At 74.1% G+C, this 19,131-nt stretch carries 21 protein-coding genes and 1 tRNA gene; 8 read left to right on the top strand and 14 right to left on the bottom strand.

Annotation, left to right across the window (positions count from 1 at the left end; all coding sequences use genetic code 11):
• Positions 1–14 precede the first annotated feature (14 nt).
• On the top strand, positions 15–692 hold the full coding sequence (locus tag BJY28_RS07265) for a uracil-DNA glycosylase (protein ID WP_179462419.1): 678 nt from the start codon (positions 15–17) through the stop codon (positions 690–692).
• On the top strand, positions 689–1,477 hold the full coding sequence (locus tag BJY28_RS07260; protein ID WP_343037006.1) for an SGNH/GDSL hydrolase family protein: 789 nt from the start codon (positions 689–691) through the stop codon (positions 1,475–1,477). Before BJY28_RS07265 ends, BJY28_RS07260 begins: the two co-directional genes overlap by 4 nt.
• A gap of 36 nt (positions 1,478–1,513) precedes the next feature.
• Here BJY28_RS07260 and BJY28_RS16820 read toward each other — a convergent pair whose 3' ends face one another.
• The gene (locus BJY28_RS16820; RefSeq protein WP_179462418.1) at positions 1,514–2,683 is read right to left on the bottom strand and encodes an LCP family glycopolymer transferase; all 1,170 of its coding nucleotides are present in this window, start codon (positions 2,681–2,683) and stop codon (positions 1,514–1,516) included.
• Positions 2,684–2,729: 46 nt separating this feature from the next.
• Between BJY28_RS16820 and BJY28_RS07250 the strand changes: the two genes are divergently transcribed.
• Positions 2,730–3,887: an acyl-CoA dehydrogenase family protein gene (locus BJY28_RS07250; RefSeq protein ID WP_179462417.1), complete on the top strand. Its 1,158-nt coding sequence runs from the start codon at positions 2,730–2,732 to the stop codon at positions 3,885–3,887.
• 156 nt (positions 3,888–4,043) lie between these two features.
• Positions 4,044–4,808 carry an SDR family NAD(P)-dependent oxidoreductase gene (locus BJY28_RS07245; protein ID WP_179462416.1) on the top strand — a complete coding sequence of 255 codons (765 nt, stop codon included), beginning with the start codon at positions 4,044–4,046 and terminating at the stop codon, positions 4,806–4,808.
• Between the two features lie 7 nt (positions 4,809–4,815).
• Here BJY28_RS07245 and BJY28_RS07240 read toward each other — a convergent pair whose 3' ends face one another.
• The 6 genes from BJY28_RS07240 to gabT form a co-directional block, all read right to left on the bottom strand.
• Positions 4,816–5,568 (bottom strand): class III extradiol ring-cleavage dioxygenase family protein, encoded by a 753-nt coding sequence (locus tag BJY28_RS07240; protein WP_179462415.1) that lies wholly within the window; start codon positions 5,566–5,568, stop codon positions 4,816–4,818.
• The gene (folP, locus tag BJY28_RS07235; RefSeq protein WP_179462414.1) at positions 5,565–6,431 is read right to left on the bottom strand and encodes a dihydropteroate synthase; all 867 of its coding nucleotides are present in this window, start codon (positions 6,429–6,431) and stop codon (positions 5,565–5,567) included. The genes BJY28_RS07240 and folP overlap by 4 nt, the downstream gene beginning before the upstream one ends.
• A complete protein-coding gene (locus tag BJY28_RS07230) occupies positions 6,428–7,426 on the bottom strand; it encodes a glucosyl-3-phosphoglycerate synthase (protein WP_179462413.1) in 999 nt (332 codons plus the stop codon). Before BJY28_RS07230 ends, folP begins: the two co-directional genes overlap by 4 nt.
• Positions 7,427–7,705: 279 nt before the next feature.
• The gene (locus BJY28_RS07225) at positions 7,706–8,230 is read right to left on the bottom strand and encodes a hypothetical protein (protein WP_179462412.1); all 525 of its coding nucleotides are present in this window, start codon (positions 8,228–8,230) and stop codon (positions 7,706–7,708) included.
• The gene (locus BJY28_RS07220) at positions 8,227–8,562 is read right to left on the bottom strand and encodes a PadR family transcriptional regulator (RefSeq protein ID WP_179462411.1); all 336 of its coding nucleotides are present in this window, start codon (positions 8,560–8,562) and stop codon (positions 8,227–8,229) included. The genes BJY28_RS07225 and BJY28_RS07220 overlap by 4 nt, the downstream gene beginning before the upstream one ends.
• Before the next feature lie 187 nt (positions 8,563–8,749).
• The gene (gene gabT / locus BJY28_RS07215) at positions 8,750–10,096 is read right to left on the bottom strand and encodes a 4-aminobutyrate--2-oxoglutarate transaminase (protein WP_179462410.1); all 1,347 of its coding nucleotides are present in this window, start codon (positions 10,094–10,096) and stop codon (positions 8,750–8,752) included.
• Positions 10,097–10,219: 123 nt separating this feature from the next.
• On the opposite strand from gabT, the gene BJY28_RS07210 reads away from it, so the two are divergent.
• Positions 10,220–10,891, top strand: coding sequence for a response regulator transcription factor (locus tag BJY28_RS07210; RefSeq protein ID WP_343037005.1), 672 nt, complete (start codon positions 10,220–10,222; stop codon positions 10,889–10,891).
• 23 nt (positions 10,892–10,914) lie between these two features.
• Positions 10,915–11,328 carry a type 2 periplasmic-binding domain-containing protein gene (locus BJY28_RS07205; protein WP_179462408.1) on the top strand — a complete coding sequence of 138 codons (414 nt, stop codon included), beginning with the start codon at positions 10,915–10,917 and terminating at the stop codon, positions 11,326–11,328.
• Between the two features lie 15 nt (positions 11,329–11,343).
• Here the strand turns inward: BJY28_RS07205 and BJY28_RS07200 are convergent, their stop codons facing one another.
• Positions 11,344–11,880: a helix-turn-helix domain-containing protein gene (locus tag BJY28_RS07200; protein WP_343037004.1), complete on the bottom strand. Its 537-nt coding sequence runs from the start codon at positions 11,878–11,880 to the stop codon at positions 11,344–11,346.
• A gap of 75 nt (positions 11,881–11,955) precedes the next feature.
• Between BJY28_RS07200 and BJY28_RS07195 the strand changes: the two genes are divergently transcribed.
• Both BJY28_RS07195 and BJY28_RS07190 read left to right on the top strand, forming a co-directional pair.
• Entirely contained in the window at positions 11,956–12,639 is a 684-nt protein-coding gene (locus tag BJY28_RS07195) for an AzlC family ABC transporter permease (protein ID WP_343037003.1), read from the top strand.
• Positions 12,639–12,947, top strand: a complete 309-nt coding sequence (locus BJY28_RS07190) for an AzlD domain-containing protein (RefSeq protein ID WP_179462405.1) — start codon at positions 12,639–12,641, stop codon at positions 12,945–12,947. The genes BJY28_RS07195 and BJY28_RS07190 overlap by 1 nt, the downstream gene beginning before the upstream one ends.
• A gap of 49 nt (positions 12,948–12,996) precedes the next feature.
• Here the strand turns inward: BJY28_RS07190 and BJY28_RS07185 are convergent.
• From BJY28_RS07185 to BJY28_RS07160, 6 genes are all read right to left on the bottom strand, one after another.
• A tRNA-Thr gene (locus tag BJY28_RS07185) sits at positions 12,997–13,069 on the bottom strand.
• Positions 13,070–13,194: 125 nt separating this feature from the next.
• Positions 13,195–13,917 carry a transglycosylase family protein gene (locus tag BJY28_RS16600; protein WP_179462404.1) on the bottom strand — a complete coding sequence of 241 codons (723 nt, stop codon included), beginning with the start codon at positions 13,915–13,917 and terminating at the stop codon, positions 13,195–13,197.
• Positions 13,918–14,231: 314 nt separating this feature from the next.
• Complete coding sequence (locus BJY28_RS16595) at positions 14,232–15,005, bottom strand: transglycosylase family protein (RefSeq protein ID WP_179462403.1); 774 nt, start codon at positions 15,003–15,005, stop codon at positions 14,232–14,234.
• A gap of 218 nt (positions 15,006–15,223) precedes the next feature.
• A complete protein-coding gene (locus BJY28_RS07170; RefSeq protein WP_179462402.1) occupies positions 15,224–16,813 on the bottom strand; it encodes a threonine/serine exporter family protein in 1,590 nt (529 codons plus the stop codon).
• Entirely contained in the window at positions 16,810–18,525 is a 1,716-nt protein-coding gene (locus BJY28_RS07165; protein WP_179462401.1) for a serine/threonine-protein kinase, read from the bottom strand. The genes BJY28_RS07170 and BJY28_RS07165 overlap by 4 nt, the downstream gene beginning before the upstream one ends.
• Before the next feature lie 132 nt (positions 18,526–18,657).
• Positions 18,658–19,086 (bottom strand): CBS domain-containing protein, encoded by a 429-nt coding sequence (locus BJY28_RS07160; RefSeq protein WP_179462400.1) that lies wholly within the window; start codon positions 19,084–19,086, stop codon positions 18,658–18,660.
• Positions 19,087–19,131: the final 45 nt, after the last annotated feature.

Genomic DNA, 19,131 nt, shown 5'->3' with positions numbered 1-19,131 from the left:
GTAGGTTGGCGGTCGTGCCTGCACGTCCCCTCGCCGACCTCGTCCACCCGACCTGGGCGCAGGCCCTGGCCCCGGTGGAGGAGACGATCTCCGGGCTCGGCGACTTCCTGCGGGAGGAGGTCGCCGCCGGCCGCGGCTACCTCCCGGCCGGGGAGCACATCCTGCGGGCCTTCACCGTCCCGCTTCCCGAGGTGCGGGTCCTCGTCGTCGGGCAGGACCCCTACCCCACCCCCGGGCACCCGATCGGGCTCTCCTTCGCCGTGGCCCCGGACGTGCGGCCGCTGCCGAAGAGCCTCATCAACATCTACGCCGAGCTGGTCGACGACCTCGGCGCCGACCCGCCGAGCAGCGGCGACCTCACCCCGTGGGCCGAGCAGGGCGTCATGCTGCTCAACCGCTCGCTCACCGTCGGCCCGGGCCGACCCAACTCGCACCAGGGCAAGGGCTGGGAGCAGGTCACCCAGCGGGCCATCGAGGTGCTGGCTGCGCGCGGCGGGCCGCTGGTCGCGATCCTCTGGGGCCGCAACGCCCGCAACCTCGCGCCGCTGCTCGGCGAGGTGCCGCGGATCGAGTCCGCGCACCCCTCGCCGCTGTCCGTCCGGGGCGGCTTCTTCGGCTCCCGCCCCTTCAGCCGCACCAACGACCTGCTCGTGAGGCAGGGCGCCGACCCGATCGACTGGAGGCTGCCGTGACCGGCCGCACCACCCACCCCTGGACCCGCTACGTCGCCGTCGGCGACTCCTTCACCGAGGGCATGGTCGACCCCGACCCGGCGCGGCCCGACGCCTACCGCGGCTGGGCCGACCTGCTCGCCGCCGAGCTCGCCGAGCGGACCGAGGCCCCCTTCGGCTACGCCAACCTGGCCATCCGCGGCCGCAAGGTCGACGACGTCGTCGGGCGCCAGCTCGACGAGGCGCTGGCGATGGGCCCCGACCTCGTCTCGATCGTCGGCGGCGGCAACGACATCCTGCGCCCGCGGGTGGACCTCGACCGGCTGGCGGCCACCCTGGAGAGCGCGGTGGCCCGGGCGCGTGCGGCCGGCGCCGACGTGCTCATGGCCACCCCGAGCAACCCCGCCGAGGCAGGCCTCTTCCGCGGGTTGCTCGGGCGGCACGCGATCCACAGCGCCAACGTCTTCTCCATCGCCCAGCGGCACGCGGCGCACGTGCTCGACCTGTGGGGCCTGGAGTCGGTGCGGGACTGGCGGATGTGGGGCGAGGACCGGATCCACCTCTCCACCGAGGGCCACCACCGGGTCGCGCAGGCGGCCCTGCACGCGCTCGGGCAGTCCACCGGTGACGGCTGGCGCGACCGGCTCGACCCGGCCCCGCCGCTGCCGGCGCGGGAGCGGGCGGCGAAGGGGGCCGCCTGGGCACGCACCTACGCCGGTCCGTGGGTGCAGCGGCGGGTCAAGGGGATCTCCTCCGGCGACCTGCGGGACGCCAAGCGGCCGGAGATCACACCGCTCGGCGGCTGATCGCACGAGGCGGCTGACCGGACCGGGCGCGGGGGGTCAGCCGCCGATCCGCCCGTCCCGGAAGTCGGCGAAGCCCGAGCGGGCGTCGTCGTCGAGCAAGATCACCGACTGCCCGGATCGGGTGGCCGGCGACCCGCCGGCCACCTCCCGGCCCACCCGGGTCGGGCTGACCCGGTAGAAGCTCGCCGAGAAGAGCAGCATCTCCTCGGCGCTGAGGTCGGACTCGGTGTGCTCGTCGAGGATGCTCAACGCCCGCGGCAGCCGGGCCGGGCCCTCGGCCCGGGCCTGCACCGCGGCGGCGGCGAGCAGCAGCCCCTGGTTGCCGGAGCGGTCGAGGTCGCCACCGGGCAGGGACTTGCGCTCGCGCGCCCAGGCGAGCGCCTCGCCGCCGTCGAGGGTGTGCCGGCCGGCGCTGATCTTCCCGCCGGCCAGGTCGCTGTCCATGTCGAAGGGGGCGACGAAGGAGAGCCCTCCCAGCTCGTCGACGATGCTCTCGAACCCCTCGAAGCCGGTGAGCACGTAACCGTCGACATCAATCCCGGAGACGTCCTCGACCGCGCCGACCTCGGCGTCCGGGCCGCCGAGGGTGAGCGCCGAGTTGAGCTTGCCGGTGCCGTGACCCGGGATCGGCACCCACAGGTCGCGGGCGAAGCCCATCAGCCCGGCGCCCCCGTCGCCGTCGAGCCCGAGCAGCTGGATGGCGTCGGCCCGGGTGCGCGTCGGGTCCTGGCCCTCCCGGGCGTCGCTGCCCAGGACGAGGACGTGCCGGCGCCCCCCGAGGTCCTCGGCCCCCTCGGTCTCGCCGAGGCTGGGCCACCAGCCGCCGACCACCTTCCAGCTCCGCCGGGTGGTCGACTCGATCGCCAGGGTGACGTCCTGCTCGGCGGTGACCACGGCGACCCGCTGGCCGCGCCAGCGGCCGAGGTGGGTGCTGCCCTCGACGTCCTCGCCGCCGTAGCGGCGGGCCACCGCCTCGACGAGCGGCTCGGGGGCGTCACCGATGTCGGTGGTCGCGACCGGGCTGCTCGGGCTCGCGCTGGAGGCGCCGGACGACGTCGTCCCGGAGGAGCTCCCGGAGCCGCTGCTGGCGCCGCTGCCCTCGTCGCCGGCGGAGCACCCGGCGAGCAGCGCGAGCGCGCTCGCGGCGGCGACGCCGGTGACGAGGCGGGGACGAGTCCTGGCGGGGCGGCGACGGTGCGGGGTCACCCGACCATGGCATCACACCCCTCGCAGGCAGCGATATCGTCGGGACATGCCAGCAACGAGGCTGATGCCCACCGAGATCGGTGACGACCTCATCGAGCTCACCCGCACGATCTGCGACCGGTCGCTGCGACCTGCGGTCGACGAGACCGAGGCGGCCGCCGCAGCGGGAGAGCACTTCCCGCGGGAGGTCTTCGCCGAGCTCGGCGCCGCAGGGCTGCTGTCGCTGCCCTTCCCGGAGGAGCACGGCGGCGGTGACCAGCCCTACGAGGTCTACCTGCAGGTGGTCGAAGAGATCGCCTCCGCGTGGATGTCGGTGGCGGTCGGCGTCTCGGTGCACTCGCTCACCTGCTACGCGGTGCACACCTTCGGCACCCCGGAGCAGCAGGCGGCGCTGCTGCCCGGCATGCTCTCCGGCGAGCAGCTGGGCGCCTACGCGCTCTCCGAGCCGCTGGCCGGCAGCGACATCGGCGCGATGACCACCCGGGCCACCGCGGACGGCGACGACTGGCGCATCCGCGGACGCAAGGCGTGGATCAGCCACGCCGGGCACGCCAACTTCTACACCACCTTCGCCAAGACCGGCGACGACCGGGCCAGCTGCTTCGTCGTCCCGGCGGACGCCCCCGGGCTCTCCTTCGCCGCCCCGGAGAAGAAGATGGGCCTGCACGGCGACACCGTGCGGGAGGTCATCTACGACGACGTGCCGGTCTCCGGCGACCGGCTCGTCGGGCAGGAGGGCCGTGGGATCGGCATGGCGCTCGCCGGGCTGGACGCCGGTCGGCTCGGCATCGCCGCGGCGGCGACCGGGCTGGCCCAGGCCGCGCTCGACGTCTCCGCCCGGTACGCCGCCGAGCGGGAGCAGTTCGGCCGGCCGATCGCCCAGCACCAGGGCCTGGCCTTCATGCTCGCCGACATGGAGGCGGCGGTGACCTCGGCGCGGGCCACCTACCTGCACGCGGCCCGGCTGCGCGACGCCGGCCGCGCCTTCTCCACCCAGGCGGCGGTGGCGAAGCTCATCGCCACCGACGCCGCGATGCGGGTGACCACCGACGCCATCCAGGTGCTCGGCGGCGCCGGGTACACGGCCGACTTCCCGGTGGAGCGCTACTTCCGCGAGGCCAAGGTGACCCAGATCTTCGAGGGGACCAACCAGATCCAGCGGCTGGTGATCTCCCGGAACCTGCTCAAGGACCTCACCGGCTGAGCTCGATCACCTCCACCGAGTCCCCACCACCCTGGGTGGAGGTATCCGCACGCGCCGGGGCGCGTCCCATCACCTCCACCGAGTCCCCACCACCCTGGGTGGAGGTATCCCGACGCGGTCGAGGGCCCTGTGGTGGTCGTCACTATGCTCAGCGGCATGCAGATCACCGACTCGACCGTCGCCCTCGTCACCGGTGGAGCCTCCGGGCTCGGAGAGGCCACCGTGCGGCACCTGCACGGCGCCGGTGCCGCCGTCGTCATCGTCGACCTCCCCGGGGCGAAGGGGGACGAGCTCGCCGCCGAGCTCGGCGACCGGGCCCGCTTCGTCGCGGCGGACGTCACCGACGAGGACCAGGTCCAGGCCGCGGTGGACGCCGCCGGCGAGCTCGGGGAGCTGCGGATCGCGGTGACCTGCGCCGGGATCGGCACCCCGGGGCGGGTCGTCGGCAAGCGCGGTCCGCACGTGCTGGCCGACTACCGGAAGGTCATCGAGGTCAACCTCATCGGCACCTTCAACACGCTGCGGCTGGCGGCGGCCGCGATGGCCGAGCTCGAGCCGGTCGACGGCGACCGCGGCGTCGTCGTCATGACCGCCTCGATCGCCGCCTACGACGGGCAGATCGGCCAGGCCGCCTACGCCTCGAGCAAGGGTGGAGTCGTCGGGCTCACCCTGCCGGCCGCGCGCGACCTCGCGGACAAGGCGGTGCGGGTGGTGACCATCGCGCCGGGCACCTTCATGACCCCGATGCTCGCCGGGCTGCCCGAGGAGGCCACCGCCGCGCTGGCCGCCGGCATCCCGCACCCCTCCCGGCTGGGCCAGCCCCCGGAGTACGGCGAGCTCGTCGGGCACGTCGTGGCCAACGGCATGCTCAACGGCGAGGTCATCCGTCTCGACGGCGCGCTGCGGATGCCGCCGCGCTGAGCCGGCCTCAGCGCCAGGTGGCGACGAGGTAGCCGACGCCGAAGGGCGCCTCGTCCAGCAGCACCTCACCCCGCAGCCGCGACCGGCCGCCGGGCCCAAGATCCGCACCGGATCTCGGGTCCGCACCGGCTCCCGCGCCGGATCCCGCGGCGAGCGCACCGGCGAGCACCTGGAGGGCGGCCCTCCCTCGGCACCACAGCGCCTCGGCGGGCTCCGGGTCGAGGTCCGCGAGCGCCCGCCCGTCGACCTCGGCCAGGGCCCGGGCCAGCCCGGCGTCGAATCCCTCCGCCCTCGGGTCGAGGTGACCGGGTGCCTTCTCGGTGCGGGTGGCCGAGCCGTCGGCGACGACGATCAGCACCGTGTCCGCGCCATCGGTCTGGTGCCGCCCGACGGTCAGGCACTCCTGGGTACCGGCGTCCTGGGCGACGCCCAGCAGCTCCGCCTCCAGCCCCTCGGGCAGCAGCATCCGGCCGATCTCCAGCCCGGCCGGGAGCGCCCGGTCGGGGGCGCCGGTGCCGAGGAAGCGGCCGGCCCCCGACGGGGCACCGATGGCCCAGCGCCGGACGGTCCTGCCTCCTAGAAGGCTCGCCTCGACGCTCGAGACGACGACGACGTACGGGTCGGTTCCCCCTTCGGCCACGGCGTCGGCGACCGCGTTGCGGGCCACCTCGCGCACCTCGGCGAGCGGGTCGGCGGCGCCACCGAGGCCGGGGATGAGGGCCGGCGCCGCCGGTACGACGGCCGCCGCGACCAGGCTCATGCCAGCCCCCGCATCGTCCGGGCCGGGGGCCGCTCGCCGCGCAGCGTGGCCACCATGTCCAACGTCTGCCGGGTCTCGGCCACCTCGTGCACCCGGAAGACGCGGGCACCGAGCCACGCCGAGACGGCGGTGGTGGCCAGGGTGCCGACCACCCGCTGGTCCACCGGCCGGTCGAGGGTCTCGCCGACGAAGTCCTTGTTCGACAGCGAGACGAGCACCGGCCAGCCGGTGCCGACGAGCTCGTCGAGGCGCCGGGTCACCTCGAGGGTGTGGTGGGTGTTCTTGCCGAAGTCGTGGGCGGGGTCGATGAGGATCGACTCCGGGGCGACCCCGGCCTCCAGGGCCCGCCGGGCGTAGTCGAGCACCCCGTCGCGGACGTCGGCGACGACGTCCTGGGCGTACGTCGTGCGGAAGGGGCGGGTGCGCACCGCGGCCCCGCCGGTGTGCGTGCACACCACGGCGGCGTCGTGGGCCGCCGCGACGTCGAGCAGCCCGGGGTCGACCCCGCCCCAGGCGTCGTTGAGAACGTCCGCGCCGGCGGCGCAGACCTCCTGGGCCACCTCGTGGCGCCAGGTGTCGACGCTGATGACGAGCTCGGGGTGGCGCTCCCGGACGGCCGCGACGAAGCCGGCCACCCGGTCGATCTCCTCGGCGACCCCGACGTCGCCGCCGGGCGCCGCCTTCACCCCGCCGATGTCGACGAGGTCGGCGCCGTGCGCGACGGCTTCGTCCACGCGGGCCATCGCCGCCTCGTCGGCGAAGGTGGCGCCCCGGTCGTAGAAGGAGTCCGGGGTGCGGTTGACGATCGCCATGACGAGCAGGTCGGTGTCGACGAAGCTGCCCCGCCCGAGCCGCAGGGTCATCGCGGCTCGACCCCGACCGGGACCGCGGCGCCGGCCGGTCCCGGGTCGGTCTCGGCGCGCAGCGGGCCGGCCGGCGGTCGGGTGAGCAGCGGGACCGGTCGCGAGCGCCAGCCACCGTCGCGGGTGTGCTGCTCCAGCCGGTCCCCGGGAGGGGTCGCGCCGTCGCAGCGCGCCCGGGCCACGGCGAGCAGCTCGGCGGCCATCACCGCGAGGTCGTGGTCCTTCTGGTGCTCGTGGGCGCGAGCCCCCAGGTCGACCTGGGCGACGGCGTGCAGCCCGTGCCGCTCGTAGGTGTCGATGAGCGTCGCGATCTCGACGCCGTAGCCGGTGGGCAGCGACAACGCGTCCATGAGCTCCCGGCGGGCGGCCCACTCGCCGGCCAGCGGCTGGATCACCCCGGCCAGGTCCGGCCACCAGAGGTCGAGCACAGGTCGGGCGACGAGCTCGGTGACCCGTCCCCCTTCGGTGCTGGGGCGGCCGTCGCCGTGGTCGAGGACCCGGTCGTAGAAGCCCTTGACCAGCTGCACGTGCGGTGTGGTCAGCAGCGGCCCGAGCAGCCCGGTGACGAAGTGCGGCCCCCAGAGCCGCAGGTCGGCGTCGACGAAGACGAGCAGGTCGCCGGTGCTGACGAAGAGCGACTTCCACAACGCCTCGCCCTTGCCCGGGTGGCTGCCGAGCTCGGGGCGGACGGCCTCGCTGCGGTAGACCTCGGCACCGTGCTCACGGGCCACCGTGGCCGTCCCGTCCTCGGAGTCCGAGTCGATGACCACGAGCTCGTCGACGAGCGGCGCGCCGAGGTCGGCGGTCGCGTCGTCGATGAGCGCGGCGCGGATCCCGGCGACGACCTCGCCGACGGTGGCTGCCTCGTCCTTGGCCGGGATGACCACGCTGACCCGGTGGTCGGAGTCCGTCTTGGCGGCGAGCAGCTCAGCCAGGGACCAGTCGGTGTGCGTGCGGGTGCGCTGCGTCAGCCACGCGGTCGTGCCTGCGCGCATCGCACCTCGTCTCGTCGCCGGCCGCGGTCCGGTCGGTCCGGGCACGACGCTAGTCCACGGCGGTGACCGGCGTCCGGTCGGGAGCGCCCGGCCGCGACGTCCCAGTCGAACCTCTCAGCGCCGCGGCGCCCGGAGACGAAGGTGGCGGCCACCGGCCCCCTGTCCCCCAGAGGAGCCGGTGACCGCCGGTCGATGGCCAGCAGGTCGTGGATCGGGGGGAGGTGGACACGACCTCTGACTGACCGTGCGACCGTACTACATCAGGTAGTACTACGCCTGCTAGGAGTGGGTAGCGTCTCGCCTGGTGAGCAGACGCCAGGGACGGGCGGTGACGAACCAGGCCAGCAGCGGCAGGGTGATCGGCCACAGCCAGGGCCAGTCCACCCCGAGGGAGAGGGTCTCGCCGCTCTCCTCGTAGAAGAAGGTCGCGCCGACCCACGGGAAGACGCTGCCGGAGACCTCCCGGCCGGTGACACCGCTGGCCTCGACGCCGCCCGCGAAGGCGATCATGGTGCCCATCAGCGCCAGGGTCTGCACCACGACGACCGCGAGCAGGGCGTAGAGGCCGAGCACCCAGCGCGGACGAGAGGCGAAGCCCTCCCCGACGGCCCGGGCGAGGTCGCGGGGATGGCCGAGGTTGTCGGCCGCGGCCCGGTAGCCCTCGGCGGCGATCGCCTGGTCGAGGTTGCCGCGCAGCTCGGCGCACTCGGCCCGGCGCTGTCGCCGCGGCACCCCGTAGTACTCGAGCCAGCCGGAGAACCGGTTGATCAGCATCTCTCGGCGGACGGTGTCCAGTGCACTCATGACGACCCCTTCGTCTCGAGAACGGTGCGGACGGTCTGCTGCAGCCGACCCCAGGCGGCCCGGCGCTCGGTGAGCTCGGCCCGTCCCGCGTCGGTGATCCGGTAGTACTTGCGCGCCGGGCCGGACCCGGAGGCCTCGAGATAGGACTCCAGCCAGCCGGCCTGCTGCATCCGGGTCAGCGCCGGGTAGACGCTGCCCTCGGCCAGCTCGGTGATGCCGGCCTCACGAAGCCGGACGACGACCGCGTAGCCGTAGGCGTCCTCGCGCTCGAGCAGCTGCAGCAGCAGCAGCGCGAGAACCCCCTTGAGCATCTGCGGGTCGTGTCCGGGCATGCGTCGATACTATGGCCAGTACTATACAATGACAAGTACTGCGGAAGACAAGTACTGACCGTGCGCGGCACACTCCAGAGAAACTGCCCGGGCAGTTGCGCACAGGGCCCGCAATTTGCCCGGGCAGTTGCGCACAGGGCCCGACATTTGCCCGGGCAGTTGCGCACGAGGCCCGGCGCCGGGTGGGTCAGCGGGCGGCGAGCACCTGGTCGACCGCCTCGTCGAGGACGTCCATCGCCTCGGTGAGCAGCGCGTCGGTGATGGTCAGCGGCGGCAGGAAGCGGAAGACGTTGCCGAAGGTCCCGGCGGTGAGGGTGACCACGCCCCGCTCGTGGCAGGCCCGGTTGATCGCCGCGGCCAGCTGCGGCGCGGGGGTGCGCAGGTCGAGGTCCTCGACGAGCTCGACGGCCAGCATCGCGCCGCGGCCGCGGATCTCGCCGACGATCCCGGTGCGGTCGGCCAGCGCCTCCAGGCGCGGGCGCATGAGCGCCTCGATCTCCCGGGCCCGACTGGCGAGGTCGTCGGCGGCCATCGTCTCGATCGACGCCAGCGCCGCGGCGCAGGCCACCGGGTTGCCGCCGTAGGTGCCGCCCAGCCCGCCGGGGTGCACGGCGTCCATGAGCTCGGCCCGGCCGGTGACCGCGGCCAGCGGCATCCCGCCGGCGATCCCCTTCGCCGTGGTGATGAGGTCGGGGACCACCCCTTCGTGGTCGCAGGCGAACCAGTCGCCGGTGCGGCAGAAGCCGGACTGCACCTCGTCGGCGATGAGCACGATCCCGTGCTCGGTGCAGAAGTCCCGGATCCGGGCCAGCCATCCCTCCGGCGGGACGATGAAACCCCCTTCGCCCTGGATCGGCTCGACCACCACGGCGGCGACGTTCTCGGCGCCGACCTGGGTGGTTACCATGCTGGCGAAGGCGTCGTAGGCCTCCTGGGCGCACTGCTTCTCCCCGGTCGGCCACCGGTAGGGGTAGGCCATCGGCGCGCGGTAGACCTCGCCGGCGAAGGGGCCGAAGCCCTGCTTGTAGGGCATGTTCTTGGCGGTCAGGGCCATGGTGAGGTTGGTCCGGCCGTGGTAGCCGTGCTCGAAGGCGAGCACCGCCTGCCGGCCGGTGGTGACCCGGGCGACCTTCACCGCGTTCTCCACCGCCTCCGCGCCGGAGTTGAAGAGGGCGGTGCGCTTCTCGTGCTCCCCCGGGGTGCGTGCAGCGAGCTGCTCGCACACCTGCAGGTACTCCTCGTAGGGGGTCACCATGAAGCACGTGTGGGTGAAGTCGGCGACCTGGCGCTGGACCGCCTCGACCACCCGCGGGTTGCCGTTGCCGACCGTGGTCACGGCGATGCCCGAGCCGAGGTCGATGAGCTGGTTGCCGTCGACGTCACGGAGCACCCCGCCGGCCGCCCGTTCGACGTAGACCGGCAGCCCGGGGGCGACGCCGGCAGCCACCGTGGCGGCCTTGCGGGCGTGCAGCTCGGCGGACCGGGGGCCCGGGATCGCGGTGGTCAGGATGCGCTGCTGGGTGATCTCGCTCACGGGTCGAGCCTAGACCTGGGCGTCGGCGGGCGCCCTCACCCCCGGAGCCCGGGAGAGGACGCGGCGATGGCCGGGCCCACCCGGTTGAGGCGTCCACCATCCGGTGCGGAGTACCGTGGAGGCGTGACCGAGCCCGCGTCCCCCATCCGGCTCGCCGTGGTCAACGACTACGAGGTCGTGGTCCGTGGCATCGCCGCCATGCTCGCGCCCTTCGGCGACCGCGTCCAGATCGTCGAGATGGACTCCGACGCCGGGGTGATCCGCGAGGTCGACATCGCGCTGTATGACACCTTCTCCACCCCCGCGCTGGAGGACGACAGCGTCGACGACGTCATCCGCAACCCCCGCGTCCGGCGCACCGTGCTCTACACCTGGGTGCTCACCCCCGAGCTCGTCGCCGACGCCCGTCGGCGCGGCATCGAGGCGGCGCTGCCGAAGGGGATCGAGGCCGGCGCCTTGGTGCGGGCGCTGGAGCGGATCCACGCCGGCGAGGTGCTACTCGATCTCATCCACGACGAGGACGACACCCCGGCCGAGGGTGTCTCCTGGCCCGGGCAGCGGGAGGGGCTGACCGCGCGCGAGTCGGAGGTGGTCGCGCTGATCACCGACGGGCTGAGCAACCAGGAGATCGCCACCCGCGCCTACCTGAGCATCAACTCGGTGAAGTCCTACATCCGCTCGGCCTACCGGACCATGGGGGTGACCTCGCGCAGCCAGGCGGTGCTCTGGGGCATCGACCACGGCTTCGCCCGCAACCGGGTGCGGATCGCCCACCCCAACGGCGAGGCCTCCTGAGGCTCGTCGGGGATGATGGCGCCATGCGTCCTGCCCTGCGCGCCGCCGCGCTCACCCTGCTGCTGACGGTCGTCGCCTGCTCGTCCTCGCCGGGTGCGCTGGGGCGGGCGGAGAGCACCGGCATCCTCACCGTCGGGGCGGTGGACAGCCCGCCGGCGGTGGTTCCTGGCGAAGGGGGCGAGGTCACCGGCGGCCTCGCCGACGCGATCACCGGCTACGCCGAGTCGATCGGCGCCGAGCCCACCTGGCAGGTGGGCGAGCCGGACGCCCTGGCCGCCGCGGCGGAGCGCGGTGAGATCGACGTGGTCATCGGGATCCCGGCCGACCAGGTGCCCGACGGGATGACGGTCGCCGCCGAGCGCGACGGGGCCAGCGCCCTGGTCACCGACGACGAGGAGGCGCTGCGCGACTCGATGGCCGAGCACCTCGGCGGCTGAGCCGGTCGTGGGCCGTCAGCGCTGCTGGGAGATCATCACCGCGCTGGTGCCCGGCTGCAGCGCCTCGAAGTCGTGCGGCACGTCGCCGGGGTAGCGGTAGTAGTCGCCGGGACCGAGCTCGACGAGCGCGTCCACCTCACCGACCCGCGCGCGGCCGTTGACCAGCACGACGTGCTCAACGGTGCCGGCGGCGTGGGCCGCCGAGCGCTTGACCCGGCCCGGCTCGGCGTCGATCCGGTAGATGTCGCGCCGCACCTGCGGCGGGCTGTGCGAGAGCACCAGCGCGGCGTACTCGGCCGACTCCGACCAGGTCACCTCGCCGTCCCCGGCGCGGACCAGCTGGCGCTCCGGCTCCGGCGGGTCGATGAGCGCGGCGAAGGGGACCCCCAGCGCGGTGGCCAGCGCCCAGACCGTCTCCACGCCGGGGTTGCCCTGCCCAGACTCCAGGGTGGAGAGGCTCGACTTCGCCACGTCGGCGCGGCGGGCCAGCTCGGACAGGCTCAGGCCGGCCCGTTCGCGCTCGGTCCGCACCGCGGCGGCCAGCCGGGCCACCGCGTCACCTCGTTCTCCATGGCGATCATGGTGTTCGGCTTGACGAACGCTTGGCATGGTGGTCAGTCTAGACCCGTGACCGCCACGACCCTCGACCGCAGCAGCCCCGCCGTCCGCGCCGGGCTGTCCATCGCCGTCGCGACCGGGGCGTACGGCATCTCCTTCGGCGCGCTCGGGGTCGCCAACGGCCTCTCCGTGCTGGAGACCTGCGCGCTCAGCCTGCTGATGTTCACTGGCGGCTCGCAGTTCGCCTACATCGGGGTCATCGGCGGTGGCGGCACCCCGGCCTCGGCGCTCGGCGCGGCCAGCCTGCTCGGCCTGCGCAACGGCATCTACGGGATGCAGGTCAACGCCTTCCTGCGCCCCAGCGGCTGGCGACGGCTGCTCGCGGCGCACGTGACGATCGACGAGTCGACCGCGACCGGGCTCGCCCAGGAGGAGCGCGAGGAGCAGATCCGCGGCTTCTGGACCGCCGGGCTCGGGGTCTTCGCGCTGTGGAACCTCATGACCCTCGTCGGGGCCCTGGCCGGCGACGCGCTCGGCGACCCGAAGCAGTGGGGCCATGACGGGGCGGCGGTGGCCGCCTTCACGGGGCTGCTGTGGCCACGGCTGCACGGCCGGGAGCCGTGGGCGATCGCCGCGGTCTGCGCGGTGGTCACCGTGGTCTGCCTGCCGCTGCTGCCGCCGGGGGTGCCGATCATCGTCGCCGCCGCCGTGGCCGGCGCGATCGGCTGGTCGCGGCGCGAGCGGGTGGCCTGATGAGCCTGCTGTGGATCCTCGCGGCCAGCGCGCTGGCCTACGTCACCAAGCTCGCCGGCTACCTCGTGCCGCAGCGGGTGCTCGAGCGGCCGGAGATCGTCCGGGTCTCGGCGTGCATGACCGTCGGCCTGCTGGCCTCGCTGGTGACGATGAACGCCGTCGGCGACGGCCAGGCCGTCGTGCTCGACGCCCGGCTGCTGGCGCTGGGGGCCGCGGTCGTGGCGCTGGTGCTGCGGGCGCCCTTCCTCGTCGTCGTCCTCGCCGGTGCCGGGGCGGCCGCGCTGGGGCGGTTGTTCGGCCTGGCCTGAGGCGGCGGCTCGGCCTGCCGGCCGACCCGGGGCAGGCGCCCCCTTCCGGAGCTGGCGGGGGGACTCGAACCCCCAACCACCTGTTTACAAGACAGGTGCGCTACCGGTTGCGCCACGCCAGCGTGACCACGCACGACAGGCGTGGCCAGGCTCGATGCTATCGAGCCTGACCACGCCCGTCGTCATGCCTGCCGTCACGCCTGCCGGGTCGGCAGGACCGCTCCCTGGTGGTCGGTGCCCGTCCGGCTCAGAGCACGTTCCGGTTGAGGTAGCGCTGCAGCGCCGCGGTGGTCTTCGGGCCCCAGGCGCCGTCAGGGGACGAGCCGACCCGCCGCTGCAGGGCCTTCGTGGTGACCGGGCCGACGATCCCGTCCTGGCCGACGCCGAGCTTGCGCTGCAGCAGGCGGTTGTCGTTGGAGCTGAGCACGCCGTCCGGCGAGGCGCCGATCCAGCGCTCGATGCCGGCGTTGGTCTTCGGCCCGCGGATCCCGTCGACGGCGAGCTCGCCGTTGGTGCTCACCGTGGTGCGGCCGCTGTCCCGCGAGGGGCGCTGGCCACCGGTCCACGGGTTGACCGCGAGGCCGTTGCTGCGGGTCAGCCCGGCGCGCACCGAGCAGACCGGCCAGGCGCCGGGGCCCTGCACCTTGAGGACCTCCTGGGCGATGGCGATCTGCTGGGCCTTGCTCGCCCGGTCGGCGGTGTAGGCGTAGCGCTGGCCGCCGAACCCCTTCCACGTCTGGAAGGAGAACTGCAGGCCGCCGTAGTAGCCGTTGCCGGTGTTGATCGACCAGTTGCCGGTGCTCTCGCACATGGCCACCCGGTCCCAGACCGTGTCCGAGGCGCCAGCGTTGGAGGCGACGGTGATGCCACCGGCGGCCAGCCCGACCACACCGAGGGCGCCGGCGGCGATCCGAGCACGCCGGCCGATCCGCGGCGCGCGGCGATCAGGGAAGTCGTTGGTGCTGAGCATGTGGCGTCCTTCGTCGTCAGGGGCAGTCAGCGGCACACGGGTGCCGCCGCCGCACGACGCTAGAGACCCTCACGTCACACAAACAACAGTTGCCACATAAATACAGACCTGTAACTCCAGCCGCTCCAGCCCCGTTCGCACCCTCGCCCAGAGACCGAGCTACCACGCAGTAAGTGTCGTGATCACAGCACTTACTGCGTGGTAGCCGGGTCGTCGTGGGTGCGGTGAAGGGGAGCGCGGGAGGGGACGGCGAAGGGGGCCCGCACCGTGACGGTGCGGGCCCCCTTCGTGGGTGCAGGTGGCTGCGGCCGGGCTCAGCGGCGGGCGAGCTTCCAGTTCAGGTACTCCTGCATCTCGCGGGTGAGCTCCTGGCCCCAGACGCCGTTCTGGGTGGCGCCGAAGCGCTTCTGCAGCTTGAGCACGAAGGAACGCTTGTGCATCCAGCCGTTGCGCTCGGACTGCGGGACGCCGACCTCACGCTGCAGGCGGTGGATGTCCCACTTGGTGCCGAGGCGACCGTCGGTCGGCGCACCGATCCACTCCTCGATGGCGGCCTTGGTGCGGGCGCCGAGCTGGCCGTCCTCGGTCAGCCGACCGGAGGTCAGGCTCACCCGGGAGGTCGAGCGGGAGGAGGTGCTGCTGCCGCTGCTGGCGGCGAGCCCGTTGGCGGTGGTCAGACCCGCACGCCGGGAGCAGACCGGCCAGGCGCCGGGGCCCTGCCCGCGCAGCACCTTCTTGGCGATGGTGATCTGCTCCGACTTCGAGGCCTGGTGGGCGTAGGGGGCGTAGCGGGCGCCGCCGAAGCCGCGCCAGGTCTGCGCGGTGAACTGCAGACCGCCGTAGAAGCCGTTACCGGTGTTGATCGACCAGTTGCCCCCGCTCTCGCAGGCGGCGACGCGGTCCCAGACGTTCGCGGTGGCGGCGCTCGAGGCGGTCGAGGCCGAGGGAGCGGACGTGGTGGCGGAGGCGGAGGCGGCGGTGGCGACGGTGCCCGCGGTGGCGGTGGCACCGGCGAGGGCCACACCCGCGACCCGGCGACGGGTCGGCGACGTCGGCGCGACCTTGGCGTGCTTGGGCGCGTAGAACATGCGAGAAGGGGTCCTTCCAGGGGTGATTCAGGGGAGGCGGCCCGACGCTCTCGGTCGCGACCGGCGGCGACGTTACCGTCCCGTGACCTAGAAGGTCAACACGCTCGGCCGCGGGGCCGGGCCCAACGACCCTGAGATACCCAGGCGGGCACCGGCCCGAGCACCCGACCGACGGGCGCCTGCCGCCGACGGTCACGGCCAGGACGGTCGTCCCGCGGTCAGCTCGACCAGCCCTCCGGATCCGGCTCGGCAGAGGCCCGCTCCCCCGCGGGCGCCTGGGAGTAGCCCACCGCCGCGGGCCGCTGACCAGGGGCGACCTGGCGACGACGCATCGCCACCGTCCGGTCCAGCGGGGCGGCCAGCAGCTCGCCGAGGGTGGTGCCGGTGGCGATGGCGAAGATCACACCGAGGGCCAGCAGCACCGAGACCAGGCCGCTGTCCGTGCTCGTGGTCAGCGCGGCCTCCCCTTCGTCCGCCATCTGGTACAGCCCGATGAAGATCGACAGACCGGGCATCAGCCCGTAGGAGGCGGGGACCGCCAGGGTCACCGGCGGCGCGTCCAGCCGCAGCGCCACCCACCGCGCGGTGAAGCCCAGCACGACGGCGGCGATCCCGGCGGCGGTGACCCGGCCGACGCTGGCGCTGCCCAGCAGGGTCGCCAGATAGACGACGAGGGTCGCCAGCAGACCGGCCGGGACGATCATCTTGGGCCGGTTCTGGGCGAGGATCGTGCCGCCGACGCCGACGACGAGCGAGCCGATGAGCACGCTCTGCTGGTTCGCCGAGGCGTACCCGAGCTGGTCGATCGGCGGCCGCAGCAGCCCCAGGTCGAGCGTCCCGGCGAGCTGCAGCGAGACCCCCAGGCCGACCGCGACACCGACGATCAGACCGACCGTGTGCAGCATGACCTCGAGCAGCCGGGCGGTCCCGGTGACCGGGTAGCCGGTGAGCACGTCCTCCATCGCCGAGGTCAGCGAGCGCGAGGGCAGCAGCATGACGATGCCGCCGGCCATGACGAAGGCGAAGTCCCGTGAGCTCATCGGGATGAGCTCGAGGCCGGCGTTGCCCAGGGCGTAGGCGGTGAAGGCCACCACCGTGGAGACGACGCCACCGATGGCGCCGAGGTAGAAGTCGGGCAGCCGCAGCCGGTCCGCCAGGCGCAGCGCCCCGTCGACCGCCCCGGCGCTGAGGATGGCCACCAGCACGCCGACCCAGCCGGCACCGAGGGAGAGCGCCACGCCGGCGCCGATGAAGCCGTGCGCCAGCGCGGTCATCCAGCGCGACCAGGTGCGCGGGGTGTGGCTGATCTCGCGCAGCCGGGTGCTCGCCTGCTCTGTGTCGATCTCGCCGGAGACCAGGTCGTCGACCAGGGCGTGCACCGCCGACAGCCGCCCGAAGTCCTGGGTGGGCGAGCGCACCACCCGCAGCCGCATGTAGGTCGCGCCGGTGGAGGTGCGGCACTGGATGAGCATCGACTGCATGGTCAGGTCGACGTCCATGTCGTCCAGGCCGGAGGCGACGCCGACGGCGACCGCGGCCGCCTCGACGGTCCGGGCGCTGGCGCCGCAGCGCAGCATCACCTCGGCCACCCGCAGGGCCAGGTCGATCGCCTCGTTGGCCGAGCGCTCCTCGGCGACCGCCTTGGTGACGCGGGGGTCGCGGTAGGGGGTGCCGCGCAGCGAGCCGACCAGCGGCATGGTGTCGGTGGGTGCCTCGCCGCGCAGGGTGGGACGGCGTCGCGGGCGTCGCTGCGGGACGGCGAGCGGGGTGTCGTCCGCCCCCGGCACGCCTGGTGGGGGGACGCTCATCGACCAGGCAGCTCGGTCGCGTCGGGCAGCGGCGACTCCGCCAGCGGCCACCAGGAGACGTCGAGGCCGTCGACGAGGATCGCACCGACGAGCAGCAGCGCGATGCCGACGAGCACGCCGACCACCGCCCAGCGCATCGGCGAGGACGGCGTGGCGCCGCGCGCCAGGCTGCGGCTGCCGCGGCGCAGCGACGGCGAGGCGGGCCCGAACCAGCCCACCAGCGCGGCGACGAGGCCGCCCGCGGCCAGCGGCAGCGGCGAGCCGAGCCGGACCCCGAAGCCGTCGACGAGCGACTGCAGCACGGCCACCGCCACGGTGGCGCAGCCGCCGACGACGAGCGGGAAGATCATCGCCAGCAGCGTGGCCAGGGCGGCCATGACGACGTGCCAGGGCGAGGCGGCCACGGCCATCGCGGTGTCGCTGCGCCGCACCCCCTGGCGGTGCCGGCGCATCACGGTCGCGGTCATCGACCGGTCCACGGTGCGGGCGACCAGCGAGAAGAGGATGCCGACGGTCAGCGCCACCAGCGGGGCCACCGCGGTCAGCGCGACGAGCGCGGCCAGCGCGGCGGCCAGCACGTCGCTGCGCCGGGCACGGCCGATCCGCGGGTCGCCCTGCCGGTCGGGCCCGGGCATCGGCCAGGCCGAGGACCCGGGTCGCGGCTGGAGGGGCGCGGGTGCCGGGCGCGGGGCCGGCGGCGGCACCGCCTGGTAGGCGGGGTGCACCGGACCGCCCCAGGGGTCGGTCTGCGGCCGGGCCGGCGGCGCCGCCTGCTCCGCCGGCAGCACCCGGGTGCTGCCGGCCGGCTGCTGGGTCGGCATGACCCGCGAGCGCGAGGGCAGCGCCTCGGTCACCGGGCGCCCCTGCGCGTAGGCCTCCAGGGCGGTGAGCACCTCCGGCGAGCGCGGCCGGCGGGCGGGGTCCGGGTCGAGCGCGGCGTGCAGCAGCGGGGCCAGCCCCGGGTCGACGTCGCGCAGGTCGGCGTCGCCGCGGCAGACCCGGGCGAGCACCGCCTCCATGCCGCCTCGACCGAAGGGGGGACGGCCGGTCGAGGCGTGCACCAGCGTGGCCGCCCAGGCCCACCAGTCGGTCTCCGGGCCGACGTCCGCGCCCTCGACGATCTCCGGGGAGAGGTAGCCCGGGGTGCCCATGACCAGGCCGGTCATGGTCATCCGGGAGGCCTCGGCGACGTGCGCGATGCCGAAGTCGATGACCACCGGGTCGCCGTCCAGGAGCAGCACGTTGCCGGGCTTGAGGTCGCGGTGGACCACCCCGACCTCGTGGATCGCGGCCAGCGCCTCGGTCAGGCCGCGGGCCAGCCGGAGCAGCTCGTCCGGGCCCAGCGGGCCGTCGTCGCGGACCTTGGCGTCCAGCGACGGTCCGGGCACGTAGCGGGTGACGATGTAGGGCTGGTCGGCCTCCAGGTCGGCGTCGAAGACCGGCGCCACCCGCGGCGAGCGCACCCGCCCGAGGGTCTCCACCTCGCGGGCCAGCCGGGCCCGGGCGTCCGGGTCGTCGGCGACGTGCGGCCGGAGCACCTTGACCGCGACCGCCTTGCCCCGGCCGTCGAGGGCCAGGTGGACCACGCCCATGCCCCCTTCACCGAGCTGCTGCAGCACCCGGTAGGGCCCGATCTTGTGGAAGCCGGGCACGCTGGCGTCGTCCTCGGGCTCCTCAGGGGTGCGCCCGTCCCCGATGAGCTCTGTCTCCATGTCCTCCAGGGTAGAGCCAACCGGCTGTACGGTCCCGGAGGGAAACCTGACAGCCGGCTGTGCCTCCCGGCTGGTGCGGGACACCGGCGCGTCGCCCGGCGTGGCGGGCGACGCGGTGGGCAGGAGCCCGGCTCACTGGTGGATGTAGGCCTCGAGCTGGTCCCGCTCGGCGGTGAGGTCGCGCATCCGGTGCTTGACCACGTCGCCGATGCTGACGATGGCCACCAGCGAGCCGTCGTGCACCACCGGCAGATGACGGATCCGCCGCTCGGTCATCGTCGCCTCGACGCTGGTCAGGTCGTCCGCGGCGACGCAGGTCTGCACCTCGGCGGTCATGATCCCCGAGACCGGGCCGTCGACGACGTCCCGCCCCTGGGCGTGCAGCCGCCGCACGATGTCCCGCTCGGAGACGATGCCGACCACCTCGTCCTGCTCACCGGTGACCACCACCGCTCCGATGCCGTGGTCGGCGAGCACCCCGAGCAGCTCACCGACGCTGGTCTCTGGCCGGACGGTGACGACGTCCGAGCCCTTGCTGCGCAGCACGTCCGAGATCTTCATGACAGGACGGTACGCCCGAAGCGGGTGCCGCGGTAGGCCTATCGT

The organism is Janibacter alkaliphilus (assembly GCF_013408565.1).
GTDB classification, from domain to species: Bacteria; Actinomycetota; Actinomycetes; order Actinomycetales; family Dermatophilaceae; genus Janibacter; species Janibacter alkaliphilus.
Note: the sequence above shows the minus strand (reverse complement) of the source record. Positions and strands in the feature narration are given on the sequence as shown.

Excerpts from the sequence above, each read along its gene's own strand:
- BJY28_RS16600 (WP_179462404.1), bottom strand. The coding sequence starts at position 13,917 with ATGCTCAGCACCAACGACTTCCCTGATCGCCGCGCGCCGCGGATCGGC.
- BJY28_RS07230 (WP_179462413.1), bottom strand. The coding sequence starts at position 7,426 with ATGCGCGCAGGCACGACCGCGTGGCTGACGCAGCGCACCCGCACGCAC.
- BJY28_RS07240 (WP_179462415.1), bottom strand. The coding sequence starts at position 5,568 with ATGAGCCTGGTCGCGGCGGCCGTCGTACCGGCGGCGCCGGCCCTCATC.
- BJY28_RS07250 (WP_179462417.1), top strand. The coding sequence starts at position 2,730 with ATGCCAGCAACGAGGCTGATGCCCACCGAGATCGGTGACGACCTCATC.
- BJY28_RS07165 (WP_179462401.1), bottom strand. The coding sequence starts at position 18,525 with ATGGAGACAGAGCTCATCGGGGACGGGCGCACCCCTGAGGAGCCCGAG.
- BJY28_RS07220 (WP_179462411.1), bottom strand. The coding sequence starts at position 8,562 with ATGCCCGGACACGACCCGCAGATGCTCAAGGGGGTTCTCGCGCTGCTG.
- BJY28_RS07245 (WP_179462416.1), top strand. The coding sequence starts at position 4,044 with ATGCAGATCACCGACTCGACCGTCGCCCTCGTCACCGGTGGAGCCTCC.
- folP (WP_179462414.1), bottom strand. The coding sequence starts at position 6,431 with ATGACCCTGCGGCTCGGGCGGGGCAGCTTCGTCGACACCGACCTGCTC.
- BJY28_RS16595 (WP_179462403.1), bottom strand. The coding sequence starts at position 15,005 with ATGTTCTACGCGCCCAAGCACGCCAAGGTCGCGCCGACGTCGCCGACC.
- BJY28_RS07205 (WP_179462408.1), top strand. The coding sequence starts at position 10,915 with ATGCGTCCTGCCCTGCGCGCCGCCGCGCTCACCCTGCTGCTGACGGTC.
- BJY28_RS07225 (WP_179462412.1), bottom strand. The coding sequence starts at position 8,230 with ATGAGTGCACTGGACACCGTCCGCCGAGAGATGCTGATCAACCGGTTC.
- BJY28_RS07160 (WP_179462400.1), bottom strand. The coding sequence starts at position 19,086 with ATGAAGATCTCGGACGTGCTGCGCAGCAAGGGCTCGGACGTCGTCACC.
- BJY28_RS07190 (WP_179462405.1), top strand. The coding sequence starts at position 12,639 with ATGAGCCTGCTGTGGATCCTCGCGGCCAGCGCGCTGGCCTACGTCACC.
- BJY28_RS07170 (WP_179462402.1), bottom strand. The coding sequence starts at position 16,813 with ATGAGCGTCCCCCCACCAGGCGTGCCGGGGGCGGACGACACCCCGCTC.